At 65.8% G+C, this 23762-nt stretch carries 29 protein-coding genes; 15 read left to right on the top strand and 14 right to left on the bottom strand.

The genetic code is table 11. The annotated features are described in order from the left end of the window. Positions 1 to 10: 10 nt before the first annotated feature. The 4 genes from sufC to ACQPW1_RS32925 are packed head-to-tail and all read left to right on the top strand — an operon-like array spanning position 11 to position 2959. Entirely contained in the window at positions 11 to 856 is an 846-nt protein-coding gene (gene sufC, locus ACQPW1_RS32940) for a Fe-S cluster assembly ATPase SufC (protein ID WP_433655783.1), read from the top strand. Position 857: 1 nt separating this feature from the next. Continuing rightward, complete coding sequence (locus ACQPW1_RS32935) at positions 858 to 2111, top strand: cysteine desulfurase (RefSeq protein ID WP_433655781.1); 1254 nt, start codon at positions 858 to 860, stop codon at positions 2109 to 2111. 3 nt (positions 2112 to 2114) lie between these two features. Next, positions 2115 to 2594 (top strand): Fe-S cluster assembly sulfur transfer protein SufU, encoded by a 480-nt coding sequence (gene sufU / locus ACQPW1_RS32930; protein WP_433655779.1) that lies wholly within the window; start codon positions 2115 to 2117, stop codon positions 2592 to 2594. Further along, positions 2591 to 2959 (top strand): metal-sulfur cluster assembly factor, encoded by a 369-nt coding sequence (locus tag ACQPW1_RS32925; RefSeq protein WP_433655777.1) that lies wholly within the window; start codon positions 2591 to 2593, stop codon positions 2957 to 2959. The genes sufU and ACQPW1_RS32925 overlap by 4 nt, the downstream gene beginning before the upstream one ends. A 40-nt stretch (positions 2960 to 2999) precedes the next feature. Here the strand turns inward: ACQPW1_RS32925 and ACQPW1_RS32920 are convergent, their stop codons facing one another. Further along, positions 3000 to 3899 (bottom strand): type IV toxin-antitoxin system AbiEi family antitoxin domain-containing protein, encoded by a 900-nt coding sequence (locus tag ACQPW1_RS32920; protein ID WP_433655775.1) that lies wholly within the window; start codon positions 3897 to 3899, stop codon positions 3000 to 3002. 268 nt (positions 3900 to 4167) lie between these two features. On the opposite strand from ACQPW1_RS32920, the gene ACQPW1_RS32915 reads away from it, so the two are divergent. Further along, complete coding sequence (locus ACQPW1_RS32915) at positions 4168 to 4587, top strand: DUF4189 domain-containing protein (protein WP_433655774.1); 420 nt, start codon at positions 4168 to 4170, stop codon at positions 4585 to 4587. A 161-nt stretch (positions 4588 to 4748) separates the two neighbouring features. Further along, complete coding sequence (locus ACQPW1_RS32910) at positions 4749 to 5180, top strand: DUF4189 domain-containing protein (protein ID WP_433655772.1); 432 nt, start codon at positions 4749 to 4751, stop codon at positions 5178 to 5180. 66 nt (positions 5181 to 5246) lie between these two features. On the opposite strand, the gene ACQPW1_RS32905 is transcribed toward ACQPW1_RS32910, so the two are convergent. The 3 genes from ACQPW1_RS32905 to ACQPW1_RS32895 are packed head-to-tail and all read right to left on the bottom strand — an operon-like array spanning position 5247 to position 7833. After that, positions 5247 to 5909, bottom strand: a complete 663-nt coding sequence (locus tag ACQPW1_RS32905; RefSeq protein WP_433655770.1) for a methionine ABC transporter permease — start codon at positions 5907 to 5909, stop codon at positions 5247 to 5249. 11 nt (positions 5910 to 5920) lie between these two features. Then, entirely contained in the window at positions 5921 to 6961 is a 1041-nt protein-coding gene (locus ACQPW1_RS32900; protein WP_433655768.1) for a methionine ABC transporter ATP-binding protein, read from the bottom strand. Continuing rightward, the gene (locus ACQPW1_RS32895) at positions 6958 to 7833 is read right to left on the bottom strand and encodes a MetQ/NlpA family ABC transporter substrate-binding protein (protein WP_433655766.1); all 876 of its coding nucleotides are present in this window, start codon (positions 7831 to 7833) and stop codon (positions 6958 to 6960) included. The genes ACQPW1_RS32900 and ACQPW1_RS32895 overlap by 4 nt, the downstream gene beginning before the upstream one ends. A 133-nt stretch (positions 7834 to 7966) precedes the next feature. On the opposite strand from ACQPW1_RS32895, the gene ACQPW1_RS32890 reads away from it, so the two are divergent. After that, positions 7967 to 8833 carry a MetQ/NlpA family ABC transporter substrate-binding protein gene (locus ACQPW1_RS32890; RefSeq protein ID WP_433655764.1) on the top strand — a complete coding sequence of 289 codons (867 nt, stop codon included), beginning with the start codon at positions 7967 to 7969 and terminating at the stop codon, positions 8831 to 8833. Positions 8834 to 8839: 6 nt separating this feature from the next. Here ACQPW1_RS32890 and ACQPW1_RS32885 read toward each other — a convergent pair whose 3' ends face one another. Beyond that, on the bottom strand, positions 8840 to 9877 hold the full coding sequence (locus ACQPW1_RS32885; protein WP_433655762.1) for an isopenicillin N synthase family dioxygenase: 1038 nt from the start codon (positions 9875 to 9877) through the stop codon (positions 8840 to 8842). 231 nt (positions 9878 to 10108) lie between these two features. On the opposite strand from ACQPW1_RS32885, the gene ACQPW1_RS32880 reads away from it, so the two are divergent. The 3 genes from ACQPW1_RS32880 (at position 10109) to ACQPW1_RS32870 (ending at position 11716) form a co-directional block, all read left to right on the top strand. Beyond that, complete coding sequence (locus ACQPW1_RS32880; protein WP_433655760.1) at positions 10109 to 10639, top strand: hypothetical protein; 531 nt, start codon at positions 10109 to 10111, stop codon at positions 10637 to 10639. A gap of 112 nt (positions 10640 to 10751) precedes the next feature. Continuing rightward, positions 10752 to 11054, top strand: coding sequence for a hypothetical protein (locus ACQPW1_RS32875; protein ID WP_433655758.1), 303 nt, complete (start codon positions 10752 to 10754; stop codon positions 11052 to 11054). A gap of 44 nt (positions 11055 to 11098) precedes the next feature. Then, positions 11099 to 11716 (top strand): hypothetical protein, encoded by a 618-nt coding sequence (locus ACQPW1_RS32870; protein WP_433655756.1) that lies wholly within the window; start codon positions 11099 to 11101, stop codon positions 11714 to 11716. A 4-nt stretch (positions 11717 to 11720) separates the two neighbouring features. Here ACQPW1_RS32870 and ACQPW1_RS32865 read toward each other — a convergent pair whose 3' ends face one another. Beyond that, positions 11721 to 12521 (bottom strand): helix-turn-helix domain-containing protein, encoded by an 801-nt coding sequence (locus ACQPW1_RS32865; RefSeq protein WP_433655754.1) that lies wholly within the window; start codon positions 12519 to 12521, stop codon positions 11721 to 11723. Between the two features lie 87 nt (positions 12522 to 12608). Between ACQPW1_RS32865 and ACQPW1_RS32860 the strand changes: the two genes are divergently transcribed. After that, a complete protein-coding gene (locus tag ACQPW1_RS32860; protein WP_433655752.1) occupies positions 12609 to 12986 on the top strand; it encodes a nuclear transport factor 2 family protein in 378 nt (125 codons plus the stop codon). A gap of 1 nt (position 12987) precedes the next feature. Here the strand turns inward: ACQPW1_RS32860 and ACQPW1_RS32855 are convergent, their stop codons facing one another. The 4 genes from ACQPW1_RS32855 to ACQPW1_RS32840 form a co-directional block, all read right to left on the bottom strand. Further along, entirely contained in the window at positions 12988 to 13542 is a 555-nt protein-coding gene (locus ACQPW1_RS32855; protein WP_433655750.1) for a GNAT family N-acetyltransferase, read from the bottom strand. Between the two features lie 34 nt (positions 13543 to 13576). After that, positions 13577 to 14500 (bottom strand): Ku protein, encoded by a 924-nt coding sequence (locus ACQPW1_RS32850; protein WP_433655748.1) that lies wholly within the window; start codon positions 14498 to 14500, stop codon positions 13577 to 13579. An 87-nt stretch (positions 14501 to 14587) separates the two neighbouring features. Continuing rightward, positions 14588 to 15700, bottom strand: a complete 1113-nt coding sequence (locus ACQPW1_RS32845) for a lycopene cyclase family protein (RefSeq protein ID WP_433655746.1) — start codon at positions 15698 to 15700, stop codon at positions 14588 to 14590. A 16-nt stretch (positions 15701 to 15716) separates the two neighbouring features. Further along, entirely contained in the window at positions 15717 to 16481 is a 765-nt protein-coding gene (locus ACQPW1_RS32840; protein WP_433655744.1) for an SDR family oxidoreductase, read from the bottom strand. A gap of 241 nt (positions 16482 to 16722) precedes the next feature. On the opposite strand from ACQPW1_RS32840, the gene ACQPW1_RS32835 reads away from it, so the two are divergent. Together ACQPW1_RS32835 and ACQPW1_RS32830 are read left to right on the top strand one after the other, a co-directional pair. After that, positions 16723 to 18354 carry an ABC-F family ATP-binding cassette domain-containing protein gene (locus ACQPW1_RS32835; protein ID WP_433655742.1) on the top strand — a complete coding sequence of 544 codons (1632 nt, stop codon included), beginning with the start codon at positions 16723 to 16725 and terminating at the stop codon, positions 18352 to 18354. An 80-nt stretch (positions 18355 to 18434) separates the two neighbouring features. Then, positions 18435 to 18668, top strand: a complete 234-nt coding sequence (locus ACQPW1_RS32830; protein WP_040736162.1) for a helix-turn-helix domain-containing protein — start codon at positions 18435 to 18437, stop codon at positions 18666 to 18668. A 299-nt stretch (positions 18669 to 18967) separates the two neighbouring features. Here ACQPW1_RS32830 and ACQPW1_RS32825 read toward each other — a convergent pair whose 3' ends face one another. The 4 genes from ACQPW1_RS32825 to ACQPW1_RS32810 all read right to left on the bottom strand — a co-directional run bounded on the left by ACQPW1_RS32825 (position 18968) and on the right by ACQPW1_RS32810 (position 21705). Then, positions 18968 to 19930, bottom strand: a complete 963-nt coding sequence (locus ACQPW1_RS32825; protein ID WP_433655741.1) for a hypothetical protein — start codon at positions 19928 to 19930, stop codon at positions 18968 to 18970. Between the two features lie 11 nt (positions 19931 to 19941). Continuing rightward, positions 19942 to 20445, bottom strand: a complete 504-nt coding sequence (locus ACQPW1_RS32820; RefSeq protein ID WP_433655739.1) for a hypothetical protein — start codon at positions 20443 to 20445, stop codon at positions 19942 to 19944. Between the two features lie 260 nt (positions 20446 to 20705). Continuing rightward, positions 20706 to 21122, bottom strand: coding sequence for an acyl-CoA thioesterase (locus tag ACQPW1_RS32815; protein WP_433655737.1), 417 nt, complete (start codon positions 21120 to 21122; stop codon positions 20706 to 20708). A gap of 79 nt (positions 21123 to 21201) precedes the next feature. Then, positions 21202 to 21705 (bottom strand): cupin domain-containing protein, encoded by a 504-nt coding sequence (locus tag ACQPW1_RS32810; RefSeq protein WP_433655736.1) that lies wholly within the window; start codon positions 21703 to 21705, stop codon positions 21202 to 21204. Positions 21706 to 21807: 102 nt separating this feature from the next. Here ACQPW1_RS32810 and ACQPW1_RS32805 point away from each other — a divergent pair, with 102 nt between their 5' ends. Together ACQPW1_RS32805 and ACQPW1_RS32800 are read left to right on the top strand one after the other, a co-directional pair. Further along, a complete protein-coding gene (locus ACQPW1_RS32805; RefSeq protein ID WP_433655734.1) occupies positions 21808 to 22371 on the top strand; it encodes a MarR family winged helix-turn-helix transcriptional regulator in 564 nt (187 codons plus the stop codon). Between the two features lie 569 nt (positions 22372 to 22940). Next, positions 22941 to 23762, top strand: a complete 822-nt coding sequence (locus ACQPW1_RS32800; protein WP_433655732.1) for an SDR family NAD(P)-dependent oxidoreductase — start codon at positions 22941 to 22943, stop codon at positions 23760 to 23762.

The following is a 23762-nucleotide window of genomic DNA, read 5'->3' as shown; positions in this document are numbered from 1 at the left end:
TTCGAATTCGATGACCACCCTGGAAATCAAGGACCTGCACGTCGAGGTCGCCAACCCGGACGAGTCCGGCGCGCCCATCCAGATCCTGAAGGGCGTCAACCTCACCATCAAGTCCGGTGAGACGCACGCCATCATGGGCCCGAACGGCTCCGGCAAGTCGACCCTGTCGTACGCGATCGCCGGTCACCCCAAGTACACGGTGACCTCCGGCTCGATCACCCTCGACGGCGAAGACGTCCTCGCGATGACCGTCGACGAGCGGGCGCGCGCCGGCCTGTTCCTCGCCATGCAGTACCCGGTCGAGGTCCCCGGCGTCTCCACCTCGAACTTCCTGCGTACCGCCGTCACCGCCGTCCGCGGCGAGGCGCCCAAGCTGCGGCACTGGGTCAAGGAAGTCAAGGAGTCGATGGCCGAGCTGGAGATCGATCCGGCCTTCGCCGAGCGCAACGTGAACGAGGGCTTCTCCGGTGGCGAGAAGAAGCGTCACGAGATCCTGCAGCTGGGCCTGCTCAAGCCGAAGATCGCCATCCTGGACGAGACCGACTCCGGCCTGGACGTCGACGCGCTGCGCATCGTCTCCGAGGGCGTCAACAAGTACAAGGAGCGCGGCTGGGTCGACGGATCCGGCAAGCCGGTGGGGGGTGGCGTGCTGCTGATCACGCACTACACCCGGATCCTGCGCTACATCCAGCCGGAATTCGTGCATGTCTTCGTCGGCGGCCGCATCGTCGCCGAGGGCGGCTCCGAACTGGCCGACGAACTCGACGCCAACGGCTACGTCCGCTTCACTCAGAGCTCACCCACCCCGTCGGCTTCGCCGACTGCCGTCCCCCTGTCTGCCACTGCAGGAGCTTGATATGACCGCCACGGTCCGCACTCTCGACGTGGCCCGCCTCCGGGCCGACTTCCCGATCCTGAGCCGCACGGTTCGGGACGGGAAACCGTTGGTGTACCTGGACTCCGGCGCGACCTCGCAGCGGCCCCTGGCAGTGCTCGACGCGGAACGCGAGTTCCTGGTCACCCACAACTCGGCGGTGCACCGCGGTGCGCATCAGCTGGCCGAGGAGGCGACCGACGCCTACGAGAGCGCCCGCGCCGATATCGGCCGGTTCGTCGGGGTCGACGCGGACGAGATCGTGTTCACCAAGAACGCGACCGAATCGCTGAACCTGGTGACCTACTCGTTCGCCGATGATCGCTTCCCGTACCACGTCGGTCCCGGTGACGAGATCGTCATCACCGAGATCGAGCACCACGCGAATCTCGTTCCGTGGCAGGAGCTTGCGCGCCGCACCGGCGCGACGCTGAAGTGGTACGGCGTGACCGACGACGGCCGGATCGATCTCGATTCGCTCGAATTGTCGCCTGCCACAAAGGTTGTCGCGTTCACTCACCAGTCCAACGTGACCGGCGCCATCACCGATGTCGCCGAATTGGTGCGCCGCGCAACGGCAGTCGGCGCGCTGACGGTGCTCGACGCCTGCCAGTCGGTGCCGCACATGCCGGTGGACTTGCGCGAGCTCGGCGTCGACTTCGCCGCATTCTCCGGGCACAAGATGTTCGGTCCGTCCGGTGTCGGCGTGCTGTACGGCCGCCGCGCGCTGCTGGCCGAGACCCCGCCGTTCATCACCGGCGGCTCGATGATCGAGACCGTCACCATGGAGGTCAGCACCTACGCCCCGCCGCCGCAGCGGTTCGAGGCCGGTGTGCCGATGACCTCGCAGGTGGTCGGTTTGGGCGCGGCCGTGCGGTATCTCGAAGCGATCGGCATGGATGCCATTGCCGAGCACGAACACGCGCTGGTCGGTGCCGCGATCGAGGGCTTGAACGCGATCGACGGTGTGCGGATTCTCGGCCCGGTCGAGAACGTGGACCGCGGTGGCGCGGTGTCGTTCGTGGTCGACGGGATCCACGCGCACGACGTCGGTCAGATTCTCGATGACGAGGGTGTCGCCGTCCGGGTCGGTCACTTCTGCGCGTGGCCGCTGCTGCGCCGGATGGACGCGGCCGCCGCGGTGCGCGCCTCGTTTGCCGCCTACAACACGCTCGACGAGGTGGACGCACTGGTCGCGGCCGTGCGGAAGGCTCAGAGCTTCTTCGGAGTTGTATAGACCATGCGCATGGAGCAGATGTACCAGGAAGTGATCCTGGACCACTACAAGCACCCGCACCACCGCGGGCTGCGGGAGCCGTTCGGTGCCGAAGTGCACCACGTGAACCCGACCTGCGGTGACGAGGTCACTCTGCGCGTGCAGCTCGACGACAACGGCGACGTCGCCGACGTCTCCTACGACGGTCAGGGCTGCTCGATCAGCCAGGCCTCCACCTCGGTCCTCACCGACCAGGTGATCGGCCTGCCGGTGCAGCAGGCGCTGAAGGTGGTCGACTCGTACCACGAGATGATCTCCAGCCGCGGCACCGTCGAGGGCGACGAGGAGATGATCGGCGACGGCATCGCCTTCGTCGGCGTCGCCAAGTACCCGGCGCGCGTCAAATGCGCGCTGCTGGGCTGGATGGCGTTCAAAGACGCGGTCGTCCGGATAACCTCGGCAGAAGAGGCGCAACGTTCGATGGGAAACGGGGACCAGGCATGACGGAAACACCGGCAACCGAGACAGCGGAGCAGGTCGAGCTGTCCGCCGAGGACATCAAGCGCCTCGAGGACCTCGAGGAGGCGATGCGCGACGTCGTCGATCCCGAGCTCGGCATCAACGTGGTCGACCTGGGCCTCGTCTACGGCCTATCCGTGCAGGACGAGGTCGCGACTCTCGACATGACCCTCACGTCGGCCGCCTGCCCGCTCACCGACGTCATCGAGGACCAGTCCCGCAACGCCCTCGTGCGCAGCGGCCTGGTCGACGACCTCAAGATCAACTGGGTCTGGATGCCCCCGTGGGGCCCGGACAAGATCACCGAGGACGGCCGCGAACAGCTGCGCGCCCTCGGCTTCACCGTCTGAGTCTTTCGAGTCGAGTCAAATGGTCGCTATTGGAGATCATCTAGCGACCCTTTGACTCGACTCGACGCCGGTTGATTGCTTGCCTGATGGGCTCGGTGAAGAGTTGGGGCTGGTGGAGAACATCTAGGGCAGTGGCGTAGAAGATCGTCCAGCCTTGAGTAGCTAGGTGGTTGTGGCGGGCGTTGTCTTTTGCGGCGGCATGAAGGCCGGAATGCCAAGCGACGCTGTCGTATTCGAGACCGATGCGGTACTGCGACCAGCCGAGGTCGAGTCGGCGGGGACCGTCTGGGGTCGGGACCTCCAGCTGTGGCTGAGGGCGGGGGAGCCCCGCGTCATGGCATCGCAGTCGAGTGCGTGACTCCATCGGTGATTCAGCTCTCCCGTCCACCAAGTCGATCAGTTCGGCGGCCTGCCGGAAGCCGCGGCGTCGGTGTTGGCGGGCGAGTTCGTGGTTCAGCTCGTCGAGTGAGAGACCGACGCGGGTCGCGGTGTCCAGTGTGGCCAGCGCGTCCATTCGCCTCGAGGTGCGTGCGGTGTCGATCGCGGTGCGAGCGGCGGTGGTTGTGGATACTTCGTTGACCATTGCCACCTGGGTGGGATCGAGTCGATCCTGATGCACGACAAGGTGTTTCGAGCGAGTTAGTTGCACACCGAGCACGTGCGTCGCATTGCTTTCGGCGATCGAGAAGCCGTGTAACTCGGCCGCTGTGTTGTAGGCGGCGACCAAGACCGGCAAACCCATCGACAGGCGTGCCGCCTCGACGCGCAGTTCTGGCCCCGGATGCGTACCAGCCTCACGATATACGCCGTGGAAGACTCGCACCCATTCTCCACGATGCAGGCGTGCCCGGAGCTCCGCGCGCGTGTATTCGACCAGCACCTGTGCGGCGGTGAAGACGCCGAACTGCCTGTCTCGCAACCCCTCCAGTTGTGCCCTCATGCACCTCAGCATCGCGACCTCCGTCATCGGTATGCGCTACCTCACCTGCGCAAACACCTTCCCTGTGCACAACTCGCCATTGGGGATAGATATCGAGGCGAGTCAAATGGTCGTTGTTCTAGATCAATTGGCAGCCATTTGACTCGCCTCGATGGGGCGGTTCGTTCGCAACGATAGAAACCGCTGGGGCGCAGGCGAATACTGGACATGGTGGGTGTTGCTCGGCGATGATCAGGTTCGCGTCTACTTCTTTGAAACGGGGAGAACTGTGTCACTTCTGGGTAGGGCCGCACTTGCTGCGGCTCTGACTTCCACTGCGCTCACGATGGGGGCGGGCTCGGCGAGTGCGGCGGGTAATTACTATGGGACGCTGGCTGTTTCGCCGGGCGCCGGGAAGGTCGTCGAGTCCACCGACCAGCCGTCCCGGGTGGCGGCGGACGCGCGGGCGATCAGGGACTGTGGCGTCTTCGACTGTCAGATCATGGTGCGGTTCGTCGATGGCTGCGGCGCCGTCGCGCGGGGTGCGGACGGGCAGTTCGCGGCCGACGCCGCGCCGTCGCGCGCAGAGGCGGAGCGGCTGGCGATCGCCAAGCTCGGCGAGAGCGCGCCGCCCTTTCCCGACCTCGGTAGTGCCGCGCCGCGGGCGGCCACTATCGCGCTCTCCTCGTGCACGAAGAACGCGAGCTGAGCCCGGCACGGTCGCGGACTTTCATGCGCACCGCAATCTGACGATTTCATTTCGAAAGCCTCTGTGCCCCCGCATATTTCAGGCTGGGAATGATTTGGACAATCCGGGTGCCGTGCCCCATGATCTGACTCGAAGTTATTTCTTTCTCGGGGAGGATCACAATGTCGTTGTCGCGCAAGGCTGCTCTCGGCCTGGTCGTGTCATCCGCGGCCGTATTGGTCGCAGCCGGTGCGGGCGTAGCCCAGGCCGAGCCGGACTCGGAGGGCAGGTACTACGGTTCGATCGCACTGAACCCCAAGACCGGGGACACCGGAGCGGCGTGGAACTACCCGGGCTGGGCTCCGTCGGACACCGACGCGCTGGCCGAATGCGGAAGTTGGGACTGCTTCGTCGTCGTGCGCTTCGCGAACGGCTGCGGCGCGGTCTCGGCCGCTTCGGACGGCAACTGGGCCGTCGGCACCGGCCGCAACCGGGCCGAGGCGGAGCGCAACGCGATCGCCGCCCTCGGGCCGCTGGCGCCGCCGTTCCCGAACTTCGGTAGCTCGGCGCCCAAGCGGGCCGAGATCCTGCACTCGCAGTGCACGCCGGAGTAAGCACGCCATAACCGAACGAGGGGTGTACGTGCTCAGCACGTACACCCCTCGTTCGGTTCCAGCTACTCAGCGCCGCAAGACTTTTCGAGCCAGCCAGTTGCCGAAGAACTGAATGCCCTGCACGCCCGCGATGATGATCAGCGTGGCCACCAGGGTGACCTCCCAATCGAATCGCTGATACCCGTAGACCAGCGCGAAGTCGCCGAGTCCGCCGCCGCCGACGGTGCCCGCCATGGCGGAGATGTCGACGATGCCGATCACCACGAAGGTGTAGCCGAGCACCAGCGGCCCCAGCGCCTCGGGTATCAACAGCGTGAGGATGATGCGCAACGGTCCGGCGCCGACCGCCCTGGCCGCCTCGATCACGCCGGGGTCGACCGTCACCAGGTTCTGCTCCACGATCCGCGCGATGGCGAACGAGGCCGCCACGATCATCACGAACGCCGCGGCGTCGGTGCCGATGGTGGTGCCGACCACCTCCAACGTCACCGGGCCGAGCGCCGCGAGCAGGATGATGAACGGGATCGGCCGCACGATGTTCACGATCACGTTGAGCAGCAGGTTGATCGGCGCGTTCGCCAGCAGTCCGCCCTTACGGGTGGTGTAGAGCATGGTGCCGAGGAAGAGCCCGATCAGTCCGCCGACCACGAAGGTGATCAGCACCAGATAGATGGTGGTGCCGATCGCCTCGGTCAGGACCGGCCGGAGGTTGTCCCAATCTTGTTGCATCGGTACTCCTTTCAGTCCGGCTGGTCGACCGGCACGCGGTCGTCGGCGCGGCGGTCGAGCTCGTCGATCACCTTGGCGATGGCTTCGTCGGCGCCGTGCAGCGCCAGGGTGACGCTGCCGAATGTCTTGTCCTGCAACGTGCTGACGCCGCCGTAGACCACCTCGAAGCGCACGTCGGCGTGCGCCGCGGTGGCCAGCGCCGCGCCGATCCCGCGCCGGTCATCGATGTCGACCGTGACCAGCCTGCCGCCGTGCAGCTCACCGAGCCTGCGCAGTTCGTCCGCGGACGGGCGGTTGTGCAGCACGGTCTCCACGAACGACTGCGTCGGCGCCGCCTGCGGGGTCGCGAAAACCTCGAAGGTGCTGGCTAGTTCGACGATCCGGCCCTCCGCGAGCACGGCGACCCGGTCGGCCACCGCGCGGATCACATCCATCTCGTGGGTGATCACCACGATGGTGACGCCGAGCTCACGGTTGACCTTCTTCAGCAGCCGCAGCACCTCACCGGTGGTTTCCGGGTCGAGCGCCGAGGTCGATTCGTCCGCGAGCAGCAGCTTCGGCGAGGTGGCCAGGGCGCGGGCGATGCCGACCCGCTGCTTCTGGCCGCCGGAGAGCTGGTCGGGGTAGCTGCGGGCCTTGTCGGACAGCCCGACGAACTCCAGCAGCTCGGCGACCCGCGCCTTGCGTTCGGCCCGCTTCCAGCCCGCGACCTTCAGCGGATACTCGACATTGCCTGCGGCCGTGCGTGATCGGAACAGGTTGAACTGCTGGAACACCATCCCGATATCGCGGCGCAGCCGCCGCACCTCGGCCTCCCGCACCCCGGTGATCGGGGTGCCGGAGATCTCGACGGTGCCGCTGGTCGGCTTCTCCAGCGCGTTGATCAACCGGACGAGCGTGCTCTTGCCCGCGCCGGAATAGCCGATCACGCCGAAGATTTCGCCATCCTCGATCCGCAGATCGATATTGTCCAGCGCGACTTGGGCATCCGCGCCCTTGCCGAAAACCTTGGTGACCGAACGGAACTCGACAGCAGGCGGCTTGTCGGTCACTTGCTGGCGCGGATGGTCTGCTGCACCCGCTGCAGAATCTGTTCCAGTTCAGGGCCGGTGCGCTGCACCTCGACGGCGGTGTTCTTGGTGACCTCGCTGTGCGCTTTCTGCACCTCGGGGTCGTGCCAGAGCTCGACCAGTTGCAGCAGCTTCGGATTGTTCTTGTCCTCGGCCCTGGTCACCAGCGCGTTGATGAAGGGCTCGGCCGCCGGGTTCTTCGGATCATCCTTGTACAGCGCCGCATTGGGGTCGACGCCGGAACGCTCGAGGAAGGTGTTGTTGATGATCGAGCCGTCGACCGAGGCGAGCGAGAGCGCGGTCTGGGCCGCGTCGACCGGGGTCACCTTGACCTTGGACGCGCCCTTGTCGATGTCGGCGGGGCTCGGCGACTTGACGTCCGAGGACAGCTTGAGCAAGCCCGCCGCCTGCAGCACGAACAGGGCCCGCGCCTGGTTGGTCGGGTCGTTCGGGATCGCGATCTCCGCGCCCTGCGGGAGGTCCGCGAGCGTCTTGTGCTTCTTGGAGTACAGGCCGAGCGGCACGATGTAGGTGGCGCCGATCGGTGTCAGGTTGTCGTTGTTGGCGACGTTGTAGGCACCAAGGAACTGCAAGTGCTGGAACAGATTGACGTCGATCTGCTTCTGCGCGAGCGCGAGATTCGGTTGCTTGTAATCGGAGAAGTTGGTGATCTTCAGCGTGATGCCCTTGTCCTTGGCCTTCCGCTCGAAAACGTCCCAGGCTTTGTCCTTGTCGGTGGTGCCGATCCGCACTACCGTGTCGGAGGAGGCCTTGTCGTCAGAACCGCACGCCGTAAGGGTGGGGGCCGCGGTGGCTACCAGGACCGGGATCGCCAGTACCCGATGGAATTTCACTCGTGCTCCCGAAAATGCTTGTCGCGATATGAACCCGATAATCCAAGCGATCCGGCAACCGGGTAGACAACGGTTTGGATTGTGGTGAGCAAAACCCTTCCGAAAACTTGGACGACCGTCTAGTTTGCTCGCAATGCGCTTGATGCACCGACTACTGCTGATCCCGATCCTGTCCGCCCTGGCCATCGCCTCGGTTTCCTGTGGCGCGGAGCACCGCGACGATGTGGTTCGCATCGGTGTGAACGATCTCGCACTGCCGCATTGGAACGTATACAAGAAGAAGGCCGCAGATCAGGGCATCAACATCGAGTTCGTCAACTTCACCGACTACAACCAGCCCAATCCCGCACTGGCGCAACGCCGCATCGATCTCAACAAGTTCCAGCACGTGCGATACCTGGCCAACTACAACGCCCGCAACAACGACACCCTGGTGCCGGTCGGCGCGACCGAGATCTTCCCGCTGGCGCTGTACTCGCGTAAGCACAAGTCGGTGGCCGACATTCCGCAGGGCGGCCAGATCACGCTGAGCAACAACCCGGCCAACCAGGTGCGTCCGCTGCTGAGCCTGGCCGCGGCCGGTCTGATCGTGCTGAAGGGCAACGCGGGCTGGGACTCGAAGCTGGAGGACGTGGACACCACGGCCTCGAAGGTGAAGCTGACCCCCATCGACCCGACGCTGACCGCGCAATCGCTCGGCAGTGTCGACGCCGCCTTCGTCGACGACACCTTCGCCGTGCCCGCCGGTTTGACGAAGAACGAGACCATCTACAGCGACGATCCGGAACGGCCGGAACTCAAGCAGTACATCAACATCTTCGCCGCTCGGGCCGCCGACAAGGACAACCCGACGCTGCTGAAACTGGCTCGGCTGTACCACGATCCGGAGGTCGAGGCCGCGGTGCGTGCCGAGTCCGGGTATCAGGGCATCTTCAAGACCAACGAACCGGCCGACCTGCAGGCTGCGGCGACCGAGCTGGAAGCCAAGTTCCGCAAGTAGTTTCGGTTACGAGCGCGCCGAGAGAGCCCGCGCGGCTTCTCTCGGTGCGTTCGTATTCGGTTGCAGGCCACGGGAACCGGCGAGCTTCGCCTGTACGTGTTCGGAGACCGTGATCGGCGCGTACTTGCTGCCGTCGCCGATGCACGAGGGCAGCGTCTCGATCAATGCGTCGAAGTTGCCGTCGTGGAAGAACGCCGCGCTGCGGCGACGTTCGACGGTGCCGTCGACGATCGGTGGCATTACCCGGTGCAGGGTGGAGAGCCATCGTTCGTTCGTCCAGCGGGCCATCAGGTCGCCGAGGTTGATCAGCAGCGCGTCGTCGGCGGGCTGCACGTCGTGCCAGTGGCCGTCCGCGCCGAGCACCTGTAAGCCGGGGACCTGGTCGGCCCATAGGACGGTGACGACGCCGTAATCGGTGTGCTCGCCCATGCCCTTGAGTTCGCCGTCGAGGTCGAGGTTGCCCGGCGGCAGCGCATAGTTGTTCATTCGCAACACATTCAGCGAGTGATCGGTGAAGGAGTCGAAGTAGCCGGCAGGCAGGTCGAGGGCGTCGGCGAAGATGGTGGTGAGTGTGCCCGCGACGCGCGCGGCCTCGGCGTAGTACGTCAGCACTCGCTGCTGGAACGTGGGAAGCTGTGCAGGCCATACGTTTTCGGCGTAACCCGCCGCCGCAGGCAAGTCCAACTCCGGGTAATCGGCAGTGGTGGTGCCGATATTGAACGCCTCGAAGAAATCGTTCATCCGCGTCGCCGACGCCACCCCGAGGCTCAAACTCAGGCTCTCGCTCTTGGGCGGCGAGTAGCCACGATTGAACTCGACCCCCGCTCGATACCTCTCCTTCGTCGCCTGATCGAGCGCGAAGAAGTCATCGAGCGCGGCCGCGAACTCATCGAGCACCGGTTGCGCGATCCCATGCCCGCGGATCTGCATGAACCCAACGCGCTGCGCCGCCTCGTCGATCTGCCGCGCAACCACCGCCCGCTCCGCAGCACTCGCACCGCCGATGTAGGCGGAGATATCGATGACAGGAACCTGAAACTCCACGACGAGCCGTCCTTCCAGTAGCCGACAACCGCTCCCAGCATGGAACGCGCGGACCTCCCACCGCGCACGTTCGGGTCACATTCCTGTAAACGGAATTCCCTGCTTGGAACGTACTAGTGGTCGATTTTGGAACCTCGGCAGATTCTGCGAAATTCGGTGCCAATTCGCCTTGCGTGTCGGCCGGTGCCCGGCCCAAACTGGGGCCTCATTCCATTCGAGACAGGGGGCTAGATGTCTGCAACACCGTCGGTTCTGGAGGAGCGGGTGAGTTCGTTGGAGGAGAGGTACGAGTCCTGGATGGCCTCCTGGAAGGACGACCGGGCGGTCTACCAGGACAAAATCGTGGGGATCCTCGAGATCGTCAAGAAGGTCGAACCGGACGTCTCGGTGCTGAAGGACGACGTCATTGTGCTGAAGCAGGACGTGTCTGTGTTGAAGGTGGACGTGTCTGTGTTGAAGGTGGACGTGTCTGTGTTGAAGGTGGACGTGTCTGTGTTGAAGCAGGACGTGTCTGTGTTGAAGGTGGACGTGTCTGTGTTGAAGCAGGACGTGTCCGTGCTGAAGCAGGATGTGTCGGGGTTGAAGCAAGACATGGGGGCCTTCAGGCATGAGATTCGAGACGAATTCGCAACGGTTCGAGGTGAATTCGCAACGTTCCGAGGTGAATTCGCAACGGTCAAAAGCGATGTTTCGGATCTGAAGCGAGGCATCGGCGCGATCGTGGCGCACCTCGGGATCGCTACTCCCCAGGACGAGAACTAGTACGTAGACGAGAAACCCCACTCCGTCCTCCGGTGACGTCCCCGCGCTGCCAGAAGGGCTGTGCGCGGCGACACCGCAGGACGGATGGGGTTCGACAAGGCAAGGGGGTTCTATGTCTGTAACGCTGGAAGATCTCGAGGCCAGGGTGTGCGTGCTCGAAAGACTGGTAGGGGACAGCGGCGAGACGACGTTCTCGCCGGGCGACGCTTTCAAGGATGTTCGTAGCCGGATCACGACGCTGCAACTACGCGTGATGAGTATGCGACATCAGCTGGAAGAGCTCGTTGATGATGGATCTGCGAACAAAGACCAACTGCTCGGGTTGAGGCACGACATGAGCGACCAGGGCGTAGCGATTGCCGCAATCGCGTCGCATCTGGGTGTGGCAGTTCCGGAGGAAGAAGCTAAGCCCTAGGCGAAATCCCTGCGGTTGGCGTACACGCCGGACATGATTCCGGTGTGGACGAGCAGATTTATGTACGGTCGCGGCAGGCGTTGCATGCGGTGGCGGAGTTGTTGATTGCGGGGCCGCAGTATCGGCAGCAGGGGACGATTCGGTTGCGGGCGGTGCACCAGGGGTTCGGGGGTGTGCTGTGGCCGGTTTCGGTGGTCGGAGCGGAGTTGGTGTGGGCAGCGGGGCGGGCGCCGCTGCACGGGACCTATCGGGAGATCGGACGGCAGGCGGGGTTCGAGGCGGAGGCGCCGAAAGGGGTGTACAAGGACACGACGGGGGTCGATCCCGACAGTGTGATGGATATCGATCCCGATGCGGCGCGGCTGATCGGGGATTGGTTTGCACTGGGGGACAAGGCTTTGCGCGCTTTGGCACCGGATGTGACGCCGGTGCTGTGGCCGGAGCATTTCGATCTGTCCATCACGATCGACGAAGTGAATTACGGTGTCTCGCCAGGAGATTCATTCCATCCGGGGCCGTATGCCTACGTCGGTCCGTGGACGCCACGCACCGGTGAGTTCTGGAACGCTTCCTTCGGTGCGTTCCGTCCGCGCGCGGAAGTGGACTCGGCCGCAAGCTTGCTGGAGTTCTTCGAGCAGGGTAAGGCGGCAGCCGCGGTTTGAGCTGTCAGGGCGTGGTCGCGGGCTCCTGGGCGAGGGCGTGCAGGTAGTCCGAAGTCGCAGCGTCGGAAGGGAAATAGGCTTCGACGGCGATCTCGTCGAGAGTGATGTCGAAGGCGGCGCCGAAGGTGGTGATCGTGTTGAAGAAGCACAGATCGGTGTCGCCGTGGCGGATTCGGATGGGCAGTGCGACTTCCGCCGGATCGATCGGGATCGGCTCGACGGCGGGGTAGTACGAGCTCAATTCGTCGTACAGGGCACGCAGTTCGGGATCACCGGTCTGCGCGGCTTGGCGGGCCAGGCGCGGCAGCAGGAAACCGCGCACCTGATCCAGATTGCGCAGGCGGCGCGCGAAACCGTTGAGGTGCAGTCCGATCCGCATCATGTTGGTCGGCGGGTGGAGCAAGGTCGGGTCCACACCGTCGAAGAAGACGCGCGTCGCGGTGTTCGCGAACAGCAGGTTCCAGCGGCGGTCGACGGCCAGCGCGGGGAAGGGCTCGTGCACGTCGAGCACCCGCCGCACGGCGTCGCGCGCCCGAGCCAGCTCAGGGTCGTCCGGCGCCCGATGCCGATAGACGGGCGCGTGCCCGGCCGCGACCAGCAGCCGATTGCGTTCGCGCAGTGGAATGTTCAGCTGCTCGGCGAACCGCTCGACCATCACCGCACTGGGGATGGTCCGCCCGGTCTCGACGAAACTCACGTGCCTGGTCGAGATGTCGGCCTGAATGGACAGCTCGAGCTGGCTCAGCCCGCGCCGGACCCGCCACTCGCGCAGCAGCGCACCGACCGGACGATGATCGTGATCCACCCCGCCAGTATCGCCGCGCGATCGGCCGCCCGGCCATTACATCCCTGGTAATCGACAGCCCGCGGCCGCGACTGCCACGGTTGCCGCATGACAAACGACCTCGCCACCCGAAACAAGAACCTCGTCCTACAGGGCCTCGCGGAATTCGCCGAGGGCAGCCTCGACGGCATGCGGGCGCTGCTGGACGAGAACTTCCGCGAGCACGCCCCCGGAAACCCTGCCGGCAGAGACGCTTTCATCGAGTTCACCGCCAACTCCCCGGTCGCCACCGCGAAACTCGACATCAAACGGGTCATCGCCGACGACGACTACGTGGCCGTGCACTACCACCTGATTCCGCAGCACGACGCGCGCGGCGCCGCCGTCATCGACGTCTGGCGGCTGGTCGACGGCCTGATCACCGAGCACTGGCATGTGCTGCAACCGGTACCGGACGAGGAGCAGATCCCGAACGGCATGTTCTGAGCTAGCGGGCCATCCGGTTGTCACCGGCCAGCCGACCCCGGCGGATCAGCGCGCGCTTGTTGCCCGGCGCGATGGCTGCCGGCGTGATCTGCGAATCCGGATCGGGGTCATTGGGATTCGGGCGGACGAACAGCGTCACCGTGGCGGCCGCCTTGAATCCGCTGCGCGTCATCAACGCCGTCGAGGCCACGTTGCGGTCTTCCACATCGGTGACGATGCGCCGCGCACCGCGCGCGAACAACGCCTCCGAGCAGACATCCACCAGCCGTCGCGCGATGCCGTGCCCCTGCATATCCGGCGCGACGGCGATCCATTCGAGGTAGGCCCAGTCGTCCCGGTTCTCGAATTCCATGGACCCGAGCACGAAACCGACCACGCGGTCGGAATCGAGCGCGACCCAGCAGGCGTTGTCCGGGCTGTCGAGGTGCTCGGCCACCGAGGTCAGCGACCAGGAGGTGTACGGCTTGGCGGTGATGTCGAAGACTTCGTGACCGAGATCGAGGACCTGGCGCAGGTGGCCGAGACCCATCGGGACGATCACAACGGCAGAATCCATGCCGATAGTTTGCCAGCAGGATGCGGTGCTGCCGTCACGCGCCCTTGCGGGCGGCGGTCTTCTTGGCGGCCTTCTTCACGGGCTTCGCGTCGGCCTTCTTCGCGGCGGTCTTCTTGGCCGCCGCCTTCTTCGCCGGTTTCGCCTTGCCGTTGTCCTCGGCGCCGCCCGCCGCGCGCCGACCACTGGCCTCCAGGCTGCGTTGCAGCGCGGCGACCAGGTCGACCACCTCCGCGTCCATCTCGGCGGGCGCGGACTCGGGCTGCTCGGGCACCTTGCCGGTGCCGCTGGCGATGGCCTCGTCGAGGAGCCGCTTGAGTTCGATCTGGTACTCGTCGGTGTACTGGTCCTGATCGAAATCGTCCGACATGGTCTCGACCAGCGTCTCGGCCATCTTGATTTCCTGCGGTTTCGGCGCGGCGACGCCGTCGAGGGATTCGAATTCGACCTCGCGCACCTCGTCCGGCCACAGCAGCGTCTGCAACACCAGCATTCCGTCGCGCACCCGCAGCGCGGCGAGCCTGGTCTTCTGCCGCAGCGTGAAGTGCACGAGCGCGGTGCGGTCGATGCGTTCCAGCGTCGTCGCCAGCAGCACGTACGCCTTGGGCGTGCTGGAATCGGGCTCGAGGTAGTAGCTCTTGTCGAACAGGATCGGGTCGATCTGCTCGGACGGCACGAACTGCAGCACCGGGATCTCGTGCTTCTCGGCGGCGGGCAGTTTGGCGAAGTCCTCGTCGGTGAGAATGACCTTGTCGCCCTCGGGTGACTCGTACGCCTTGTCGATATCGGCGTACTGCACGGACTTGCCGCACACCGTGCAGACGCGGTCGTACTTGATCCGACCCCCATCCTTGGCGTGCACCTGATGGAATCGGATGTCGTGGTCCTCGGTCGCGGTATAGACCTTGACCGGGACGTTCACCAGCCCGAAAGCGATCGAGCCCTTCCAGATCGACCTCACTGATGCATCCCCTCGACGCGGGTACCTCGTCCGCGATTCACCGATTCGGTGCCTCGGAACGGATGAGTGCTGGACGGTAAGGCCCACTCATTCTTCCATGATGGCGGACGGTATTCGAATACGCGAGCGAATGCGCATCCCGAGTGTCGCGGCTGCGACGCGCCGACGCAGTTGGGGCGGGAGTGCGCCGAAAAGCGTGCGCATGGCGGTAACGGTGCCGGTCAGGTCGGTTCGCTCGGACAGGTAGGCGCGCTGCGCGGTGAGCGGCATGGTGAAGAAGGCGTCGAAGAAGACCGGGAGGTCGGTTGGTGGTAGCGCGAGTAAGGCGCGCAGGCCGGCCGCGCGGAGGCGATACACGGCGCGCGCCGACACGGGCCACGTCCCTGCTCCGGCTGCGACGGCATCGGCCGCGGACAGAGATGTGGCCACGCTGTAACCGGTGGCCGGGTGGGCGAATCCGCCTGCCGCGCCGAAGGAGTTTCGTCCCGGTCGCCCGCCCTCTACCGGGAAACGGACCCGCTCGACCCGCTCCTCGCCGGTGAATTCGATTCCGCGGGAACGCAATCGGTGGTGCAGGCGGTCGCGCAACGCAGTGCTGTCGAGCGCAGGACGACCGGCCAGGCAGGTTTCCTCCAGCAGCATCGCCCCGCCGCCGAGCGGCACGGCATAGAGGAACGAGCGCGGCGCGTCGGCGGGTGCGCCGTTGTCCGCGCGCCAGTCCATGAACAGCGGCTCGAGTCCCGCGCACTGCTGCGCGTCGAGCACGAGGCCGTATGCCGTCTGCTCGGCGAATGCGGGAGAGCGGGCAATCCCACGTGCGTCGATGACCCGTCGAGCCGTCAGCGATCGTCCAGAGGCCAGTGCCACCGTGTCAGGGGTGAGTCCCACCGCGCGGTCCGCGACGATCTCGGCACCGGTCAGCTCGAGGGACTTCTGTAGCCCGGACGTATCGAGCACGACGTAAGGCCGGTCGATCCGATGCGTACGGGTTGCCCAGGCGATCGGCTGGTCGACCGTGGCCGCGATGGTCGTTGGGTCCAGCCATCCGGGCAACTCGTCGGCCCACGCCCCGTAGGTCGCGGACCACTGCCGATCGGGCGCCGGATCGACCACGGTGACCGACAGAGCACGTGCCAGGCAACGATGCGCCAGCGCTCGGCCTGCAGGCCCGAGCCCGCAGACGATGACGTCCGACGTCACGCCGCGTTTTGAACGGTCAGAGTCCGCCGGTGGACAGCAACCCGCCGTCCACCCGCACGGTCTCGCCGGTGATCCACGCGGCCTCGTCAGAGACCAGGAAACCGATCAGCCGGGCGACGTCCTCGGGTGTTCCGAGCCGCTTCATCGGGTAGATGCTCGCCGCCCGCTCCTCGTCGTCGGAGTACAGCGCGTCGGCGAACTTCGTTTTGATCACGCCTGGCGCGACGGCGTTCACCCGGATCTTCGGGCCGAGCTGCCAGGCGAGTTCGTCGGTGAGCCGGATCAGGGCGGCCTTCGATGCGCCGTATGCGGCGATCACGCCGGACGATCGGATGCCCGCGACGCTGGCGACATTGACGACCGCGCCACCGTGCTCGCCCATCCAGGCTTTGAACGCCTGCTGGATGTAGCCGAGCGCCGCGACGACGTTCACGTCGAAGATCTTGCGTACGGCGTCGAGATCGGCTTCCATCAGCGAGCCGAACACCGGGTTGATGCCGGTGTTGTTGATCAGGATGCCCACCGAACCGAATTCGGCCATCAGCCGATCGATAGCTGCCGCGCGATCTTCGGCGTGGCCTGAGTTGCCTGCCAAAGCGACGACCTCGCCTTGATGTCCGAGGGCCCGCAGGTCTGCGGCGGTCTCCTCCAACGGGTCCTTCTTACGGGCGGTGATCAGCACGTTCGCACCACGGCTCAACAGTTCCGCCGCGACGGCTTTGCCAATGCCTCGACTAGCCCCCGAGACCAGCGCGCTTTTCCCCAACAGATCGGTACTCACGACTCCACCTCGCTAACGCTCGGCTCCGCCGTGACTACCGCGGTAGCTGTGTTGTTTTTGCGTTCGCTGCGCTCACTCATGCATCGGCAGGCTACTCGCCGTTCAGTTAGCGCCGTCACATGTGCGTCGCCGCGGGTAAAACCGGTCGCCGGACCCAGGTAAAATCAGTGGTTCTTGTGCATATCGCGTCGCACAATCGAGTAGCTACCGCCCAGCACCACTGATCCGCGAGGAGAAATCTGTGATCACCGCGACCGACCTGGAGGTCCGGGCCGGAGTCCGCACCCTGCTGTCGGCCCCCGGACCGGCCCTGCGGGTGCAGTCCGGCGACCGGATCGGACTGGTCGGACGCAACGGTGCTGGCAAGACCACCACACTGCGCATCCTGGCGGGCGAGGGCGAGCCGTACGCCGGAAAGATTTTGCGCTCCAGCGATATCGGCTACCTGCCGCAGGATCCGCGCGAGGGCAACCTCGACATCCTCGCCCGCGACCGGGTGCTCTCCGCCCGCGGTCTGGACACGCTGATGCGCGACATGGAGAAGCAGCAGGCGCTGATGGCCGAGGTGGCCGACGAGGCCGAACGCGACAAGGCGGTCCGCAAGTACGGCCGCCTGGAGGAGCAGTTCTCCGCGCTCGGCGGCTATGTCGCGGAGAGCGACGCTGCCCGCATCTGCAACAGCCTGGGCCTGCCCGACCGGGTGCTCGCCCAGGCGCTGCGCACCCTCTCCGGCGGTCAGCGCCGCCGAATCGAGTTGGCGCGCATCCTGTTCGCCGCCTCCGACGGCAGCGGCGGTCGCTCCGACACCGTCCTACTGCTCGACGAGCCGACCAACCACCTCGATGCCGACTCGATCACCTGGCTGCGCGGGTTCCTGCAGAACCACAACGGCGGTCTGATCGTGATCAGCCACGATGTGGAACTGCTCGCCGACGTGGTGAACAAGGTGTGGTTCCTGGACGCGGTGCGCAGTGAGGCCGACGTCTACAACATGACCTGGCAGAAATACTTGGACGCCCGCGCCACCGACGAACAGCGCCGCCGTCGCGAACGCGCCAACGCCGAGAAGAAGGCGGGCGCGCTGCGCATCCAGGCGGCCAAGCTCGGTGCCAAGGCCACCAAAGCCACTGCGGCACAGAACATGGCCAAGCGCGCCGATCGACTGATGGCCGAGCTCGACGACGTGCGCGTCGCCGACAAGGTGGCCAGGATCAAGTTCCCCGAGCCCGCTGCCTGTGGCAAGACACCGCTGATGGCGGAGAACCTGACCAAGGTCTACGGCTCGCTGGAGATCTTCACCGGCGTCGACCTTGCGATCGACCGCGGCAGCCGGGTCGTGGTGCTCGGCCTCAACGGCGCGGGCAAGACCACACTGCTGCGGATGCTCGCCGGGGTCGAACAACCGACCGCGGGCAACCTGGTACCCGGACACGGCCTGAAGGTCGGGTACTTCGCACAGGAGCACGACACCCTCGACGATCAAGCCAGCGTGTGGGAGAACATCCGGCACGCCGCGCCGGACGCGGGGGAGCAGAGCCTGCGCAGCCTGCTCGGTGCGTTCATGTTCACCGGTCCCCAGTTGGAGCAGCCCGCGGGCACGCTGTCCGGTGGTGAGAAGACCCGCCTCGCGCTGGCCGGGCTGGTCTCCTCGGCCGCGAACGTGCTGTTGCTCGACGAACCGACCAACAACCTGGATCCGGTGTCGCGCGAGCAGGTGCTCGATGCGCTGCGCACTTACGCGGGCGCGGTCGTGCTGGTCACGCACGATCCGGGTGCCGCGGAGGCGCTCTCGCCGGAGCGCGTGATCTTGCTACCGGACGGTTCGGAAGACCATTGGTCCGCCGACTATTTGGAACTTATTCAGCTTGCGTGACTTTCATCACAAGAATCCGTTGATCACGGACCCTCGAGTGCTTAGCCTGGAAAGAGCTGCTCGGCGACTCGGAGGAAGCCATGAGCGACAGGCCCACGCAAGTCAAAGCCACCCTGGGTAAGGGAACACGCGTCACGGGGAAGTCCCGGGACCGCCTACAGACCCAGTTGAAGAAGCAGTACGAGGCAGGGGCGAGCATTCGCTCGCTGGCGCGAGCAACCGGTCGCTCCTACGGCTTCATCCACAACGTACTGGTGGAGTCGCATGTGCAACTCCGCAGTCGCGGCGGTGCGAACCGCCGTAAGAGTCAGTAGGTCCGGAGAACTCGAAACCGGTTTCGGCGGTATGTTTTTCGCCGATACCGGTGAGTTCCGGCGGGCCGGGTGCTTAACAGACCCGGCCCGCCGGTAACCCGCTGCCGATCTGCTGGTCGATGCGCACCAGGTCCGCTGGTCGACGCGCTGCCGACGACTGTCGTGTCGGCACAACCTGATCCGGTCTCGCGCGCCGGATGGGCTACGCCCGCTGATGTTTCCGGCTGCTCGATGCCGGTCAGCGACTGTCCGACGGTGGTTGTCACGCCCGAAGTCGGTGCGGTGCAGCCCGATCGCCGTCAGTACCCGCTGACAGCTCCGTCGCCGTCGACGAGCAGGTTGGCCAGGCTGCGGAAAATGGGCAGACCGGTCTTGATCTCCAGGTACGCGAACTGTCCCTGCGGGTTGACCTCGAGGAAGTAGTACTCGCCGTCGAGGCCGAGCCGAATGTCCAAGACGCCGAAGGACAATCCGAGCGCGCCCATCAACGTCGCGAGCGACTTGCTCACCGAGGCGGGCAGATGCTCGGGCACGAAATCGACCGAGGTGTCCAGCCGCGAGTCGACCCGGCCGACACCGGCCTGCGAGTCGATGCGCACGGTCCATTCGACACCGTCCACCCAGACGACCCGCAGATCGCACTCGGCGTCGACGTAGTCCTGGAAGGTGGTCGGCGCGGACCGGATACCGTCCAGCCTGCCGTAGTCGGCCTCGGTGATGATCCTGGTCTCCGCGAATTCGGCGCGGCTGGTCCCGGTGCGTTTGTAAACGACTGGGCCGGGCCGGGATTCGGCGAAGCTGCGAGCCTCGTCCGGATCGTTGGTGATCAGCGTCTCCGGTACCGCGAACCCGGCGCGCAGCGCGGTCTCCAGCTGCACGATCTTGCGGGCCGCGGTGCGGTCGGCGCCGGGGTCGTTGACCCAGTTGGCCGGAATGGACCAGAGCATGCCCTGGATGAAGCTGTCGCATTCGGCCTGGCGGAACTCGTCGTCGGCGGCGCGCACGCCGCCGGGTACCTGGCTGGGGTGCGGTCGGCGCCACCAGACCGAGCGCACGTCGTCGAGTCCGATCAGGTGCGAGAGGGAGCGTGCGGTACCGAGCCGATCCAGCCGGAAACTGCCCGACTCGCGCGGGAAGTCGCGCAGGTCGAGGTGAATCGCGTTGAGCGCGTGGTGTTCTCGCAGCGTCGCCGCCATCGCGGTGGCGTGTAGATCGTCGGATTCCGACACTATGAGGACCGAGCTCGCCCGGCGTGCCGTCATGCATGCACCGCTCAGTCGAGACTGTCGCAGTTGATGCCGTCGTCGCTGGTCGCGAGCGACTTGGTCTGGCAGTAGGTGAAGGTCGCGCCGTGCGCGCCGGTGAGGTCGGCGAGTTGCAGGCTGTCGGCCCAGATTTCGGTGAGCTCCTGTAACTGCTCGTCGCCGAGCGCCGCGGACGGGGTCTCGGTGAGCGTCATCGGGCGGTCTACGACATCGATGCGCAGGCGACGGGTGAAGTCGGCGGTGGCGCCCGCACGGATGTCCACCAGGACGGGACGACCACTGTGTTCAGTGGGGACTCCGTCGGGCACGGTGGCGACGCCATCGGGCACGGAGAAACCGTCGGGCAGCGGCGAATCGAGCACCCGCAACACGTCGGACCGACAGAACGTCCACGTTCCCTCGGCGACGCGCACGGTGATTTCGCGTTCCGACTCCGCTACCAGCAAACCCTGGAGCGGCGGAACGCGGTCACTCTTCGGCGCGGTGCCGGGGAGGCGGAGTGCGTCGGTCATAACTGTTTCTCCGATCTGCTCGCGATTTGCCACGACCCCCGAGCGTGAACTGGATCATATCGCGCAACAGGGCCGGGCCGGATCGGATCGGGAGATTTCACGGCCGGTGGCAAACCGGATTTCGATACCGGATGCGCTAGCGCCGAAAGATTTTCGGTACACCAGGTTTAGATTCTGCGCAACCGTTTAGCTACTTCTGAACGGAAAGGGTGGGCGAAGCGTTGCCGGGGGTTGGCGGCTGTGCATCCGCACGTACGTCCTCAAAGACCGAGCAGGTCGGGGCGCTCGGCGAGGGTCGCGAGGCGTTCGCCCGGCGCGGCCACGAGCTTGCGGGCGGTGAGATCGAGCAGGCCGGCGGTCGTCGATATCTCGGCGGCGACGGTCTCGTCGAGTTTGCGGATCTCGTGCCGGAATCGAAAGGTCTTACCGGTCGACCATTCGAAGTCGACCGAAACGGTGACCTCGTCGCCGCTACGGAGCTCCCTGAGGTATTTGATCGTTGTTTCCAGCACGACCGGTCCGATGCCACCGGCGATGAGTTTTTCTTGCGGCACACCGCCCGCACGGAACAGTTCCCACCGGGCGTGTTCGGTGTACTGCAGATAGACCGCCTGGTTCAGGTGTCCTTGCGTGTCGAGCTCGTAACCGCGGACGACGATCGGGACGGAAAAGGTCATCTCCTGCGAACCTCCTTCGCGGTCGGCGTTGTTCCGACCTGCAACGACGGGTTGGCCACAGTCGAATTGTGCCGCCGCCTCAGCGGCGGTTGGCGTTGCGCTCGGCCCACCAGTTCGGCGCGTCGACGAAGTGGTTGTCGTACTCCTCCTGCGCCGCCGCGAGGTCGGCCAGGGTCGATTCACCCTTGGCGATGCGGTCGAGCAGCCGGAAGTACTCGAAGCGCTGCACGCCGGGCATGAGCGCGATCATGATTCGCGCGGAGCTGTCGGGCGTGGCGCCGAACGCGTGCGGCATGAACTTCGGCACCACGATCGAGCCGCCCGCGCCCACGGTGACGATCCTGTCGCCGGCCAGCAGCTGCAATTCGCCGTCGGCGACATAGAACAGCTCGTCCGAGCTCGTGTGGTAGTGCGGCGACGCACCGTCCGCGCCCTGGCGCATGGTGACCTCGAGGGTGCTCAGCGTGCCGTCGGTGTCGGCGGCATCGAGGAGTAGCCGCATGGTGACCGCGTCGGTACCCAGTGTCTCGGCGTCCTGCGTCTGCCGGATCGCGACGTCCATGCGGGGGGTGGTGGTGCTCATGCTGCGCTCCAAGTAGTTCGGTGATTTATAATTCGCTACCGAACTATATATCAGCGAATAGAATCTTGTCCATGGCTGAGACTCGACTGATTTCGCAAGCCCATGGGTGACGCGCCGGAGACCCCGGCATCCGCTCGACCGTCGGTCGCGGCGTTCGCCGTCGGCGCGGCGGGGGACGATCCCGTCGACGTGATCATCGATCAGTGGCGGCGCGAACGACCCGATCTGGAGTTGGAGGCGATGGCGATTCTCGGCCGCCTCGCCCGCCTGCTCATCGTGGGCCAGCGGGTGGTCGAGTCGGTGTTCACCGCGCACGGCTTGCAGCGGGGCGAGTTCGATGTGCTTGCGGCCCTGCGTCGTTCGGGCGAGCCGTATGAGCTCAACCCGTCCGTGCTCGCCGACACGCTGATGCTGTCGCGCGCGGGTATGACCGGGCGGCTCGATCGGCTCGAGTCGGCCGGGCTGGTCCGGCGGATCGCCGATCCGGACGACCGCCGGGCCGTGCGCGTCGCGTTGACCGACGACGGTCGCAAACTCATCGACCGGGTCGTCACCGCACACGCCGAGAACGAAACCCGCATGCTCGCAGTGCTTTCCGCGACGGACCGCAGCGAACTCGACCGCCTCGCCCGCGCACTGCTCACCAGCCTGGAGTCGGCGCAGTAGCCCCACCCAGCACGCCCCGGCGGCTTGCGCGGGTTCCACAGAGCGTGCATACCTTTCACAGGGGATTGGCGCTCCTTGTGACAGGTATGCACGCTCTGTGGGCTCTGCGGGCGGGGTCGACCGCAGTCCGCGCCACCGTTTCCGGTTCCAACTGCGATCCCGAGCGTGTGTGGATGCCGGGGAGGGGTGGATGCGTTAGGGATGTGTCAATGCGGGGGTGGATCTCTTGTCCGGGGTCGCCGGAGGGGGTTATATCGCGGTATGACCGCAACTTTCGGCCTTTGTCGCGCGCTGCGCGGATTGCCCGGGGTTGCCGTGTGTCTCGAGCGGGATCTCCCGTCTGCCCTGGAGCGTGTCGGCTTCGGGAGTGAGGACGAACCGCCGAGTCCCGGTTCGGTCTGACCCATTCACCGCGCGGCCGAATTGTGCTGCGCGGCATCTTCTTCGCGCATATGACCGGTGCTTCGGTGTGCGTGTTCAGCATCCGCGATTCGTCTCGCGGATCCATTCTCCGCGTGCGTCTTTCGTGACCGCTGTGGCCGGGGCGCACGCTCCCCGATAGGAGAGCTATGTCCGAATTCTCGTCCGACGGCCGGATTGTGCTGGTGACCGGCGTCGATGAACGCCTCGGTTACGCGACCGCGAAGCGTCTGGCGGCCGACGGCGCCACCGTCATCCTGCACGCCCAGGACAAGGAACTCGCCGACGACGCACTGGAACGACTGCTCGCGGACGGCGCGCAGGCGCACCGCCTCCGCATGGTGCACGCCGATTTCACCAAGCTGGCCGAGGTGGACGAGCTGGCCGGGATGCTGGCCGCGACGGTGCCCGCGCTCGACGCACTGATCAACGCCGCGGCCATGCCCGGCTTGCAGCGGCGCTCGCACACCGAAGACCGCAACGAGCTGACCATGCAGTTCAACTATCTCGCGCCGCAACGGCTGACCCTCGCCCTGGCCACCGCGATCGCGGCGGCGCACGGCCGGGTCGTCAACGTGACCTCGCGGCTGCACGTCGGCGGCAACATCGACTACTCCGACCTGGACCGTAACCGCGGTATCTACACCCCGATGTCCGTGTATGCCCAGTCCAAACTGGCGTTGACGATGTTCACCCGCTCGCTCGCGGAGACCGGCCCGGCCGGGCTCACCGCGATCAGTGTGTGCCCCTCCGATTTCGAGCTCGACATGCCGCAGCTGCGCAGTCACGCCGCCGCGCCCGTCGACGGGGCCGCGGATCTGCTCGCGTTGCTGAGCGCTTCGTCGACGCCCGTGGTGAACGGCGGCTACTACGACGGCATCGAACAGGCGAAAGCAGCTGCGCTGGTGCGTAATTCGCGTGCCCGCGCGCGGCTCGCGGCGTGGAGCCGTCAGCCGGTGCTCGCCGGATAA

Source organism: Nocardia sp. CA-128927 (assembly GCF_050955855.1).
In the GTDB taxonomy this organism is placed as follows: Bacteria; Actinomycetota; Actinomycetes; order Mycobacteriales; family Mycobacteriaceae; genus Nocardia.
This window is presented reverse-complemented; position numbering and strand designations above follow the sequence as displayed.

Coding starts and splice junctions, on each gene's coding strand:
- sufU (WP_433655779.1), top strand. CDS start 2,115: ATGCGCATGGAGCAGATGTACCAGGAAGTGATCCTGGACCACTACAAG.
- ACQPW1_RS32815 (WP_433655737.1), bottom strand. CDS start 21,122: ATGACCTTTTCCGTCCCGATCGTCGTCCGCGGTTACGAGCTCGACACG.
- ACQPW1_RS32875 (WP_433655758.1), top strand. CDS start 10,752: ATGTCTGTAACGCTGGAAGATCTCGAGGCCAGGGTGTGCGTGCTCGAA.
- ACQPW1_RS32825 (WP_433655741.1), bottom strand. CDS start 19,930: ATGACGGCACGCCGGGCGAGCTCGGTCCTCATAGTGTCGGAATCCGAC.
- ACQPW1_RS32910 (WP_433655772.1), top strand. CDS start 4,749: ATGTCGTTGTCGCGCAAGGCTGCTCTCGGCCTGGTCGTGTCATCCGCG.
- ACQPW1_RS32810 (WP_433655736.1), bottom strand. CDS start 21,705: ATGAGCACCACCACCCCCCGCATGGACGTCGCGATCCGGCAGACGCAG.
- ACQPW1_RS32880 (WP_433655760.1), top strand. CDS start 10,109: ATGTCTGCAACACCGTCGGTTCTGGAGGAGCGGGTGAGTTCGTTGGAG.
- ACQPW1_RS32925 (WP_433655777.1), top strand. CDS start 2,591: ATGACGGAAACACCGGCAACCGAGACAGCGGAGCAGGTCGAGCTGTCC.
- ACQPW1_RS32820 (WP_433655739.1), bottom strand. CDS start 20,445: ATGACCGACGCACTCCGCCTCCCCGGCACCGCGCCGAAGAGTGACCGC.
- ACQPW1_RS32855 (WP_433655750.1), bottom strand. CDS start 13,542: ATGGATTCTGCCGTTGTGATCGTCCCGATGGGTCTCGGCCACCTGCGC.
- ACQPW1_RS32890 (WP_433655764.1), top strand. CDS start 7,967: ATGCGCTTGATGCACCGACTACTGCTGATCCCGATCCTGTCCGCCCTG.
- ACQPW1_RS32905 (WP_433655770.1), bottom strand. CDS start 5,909: ATGCAACAAGATTGGGACAACCTCCGGCCGGTCCTGACCGAGGCGATC.
- ACQPW1_RS32860 (WP_433655752.1), top strand. CDS start 12,609: ATGACAAACGACCTCGCCACCCGAAACAAGAACCTCGTCCTACAGGGC.
- ACQPW1_RS32800 (WP_433655732.1), top strand. CDS start 22,941: ATGTCCGAATTCTCGTCCGACGGCCGGATTGTGCTGGTGACCGGCGTC.
- sufC (WP_433655783.1), top strand. CDS start 11: ATGACCACCCTGGAAATCAAGGACCTGCACGTCGAGGTCGCCAACCCG.
- ACQPW1_RS32920 (WP_433655775.1), bottom strand. CDS start 3,899: ATGAGGGCACAACTGGAGGGGTTGCGAGACAGGCAGTTCGGCGTCTTC.
- ACQPW1_RS32830 (WP_040736162.1), top strand. CDS start 18,435: ATGAGCGACAGGCCCACGCAAGTCAAAGCCACCCTGGGTAAGGGAACA.
- ACQPW1_RS32805 (WP_433655734.1), top strand. CDS start 21,808: ATGGGTGACGCGCCGGAGACCCCGGCATCCGCTCGACCGTCGGTCGCG.
- ACQPW1_RS32935 (WP_433655781.1), top strand. CDS start 858: ATGACCGCCACGGTCCGCACTCTCGACGTGGCCCGCCTCCGGGCCGAC.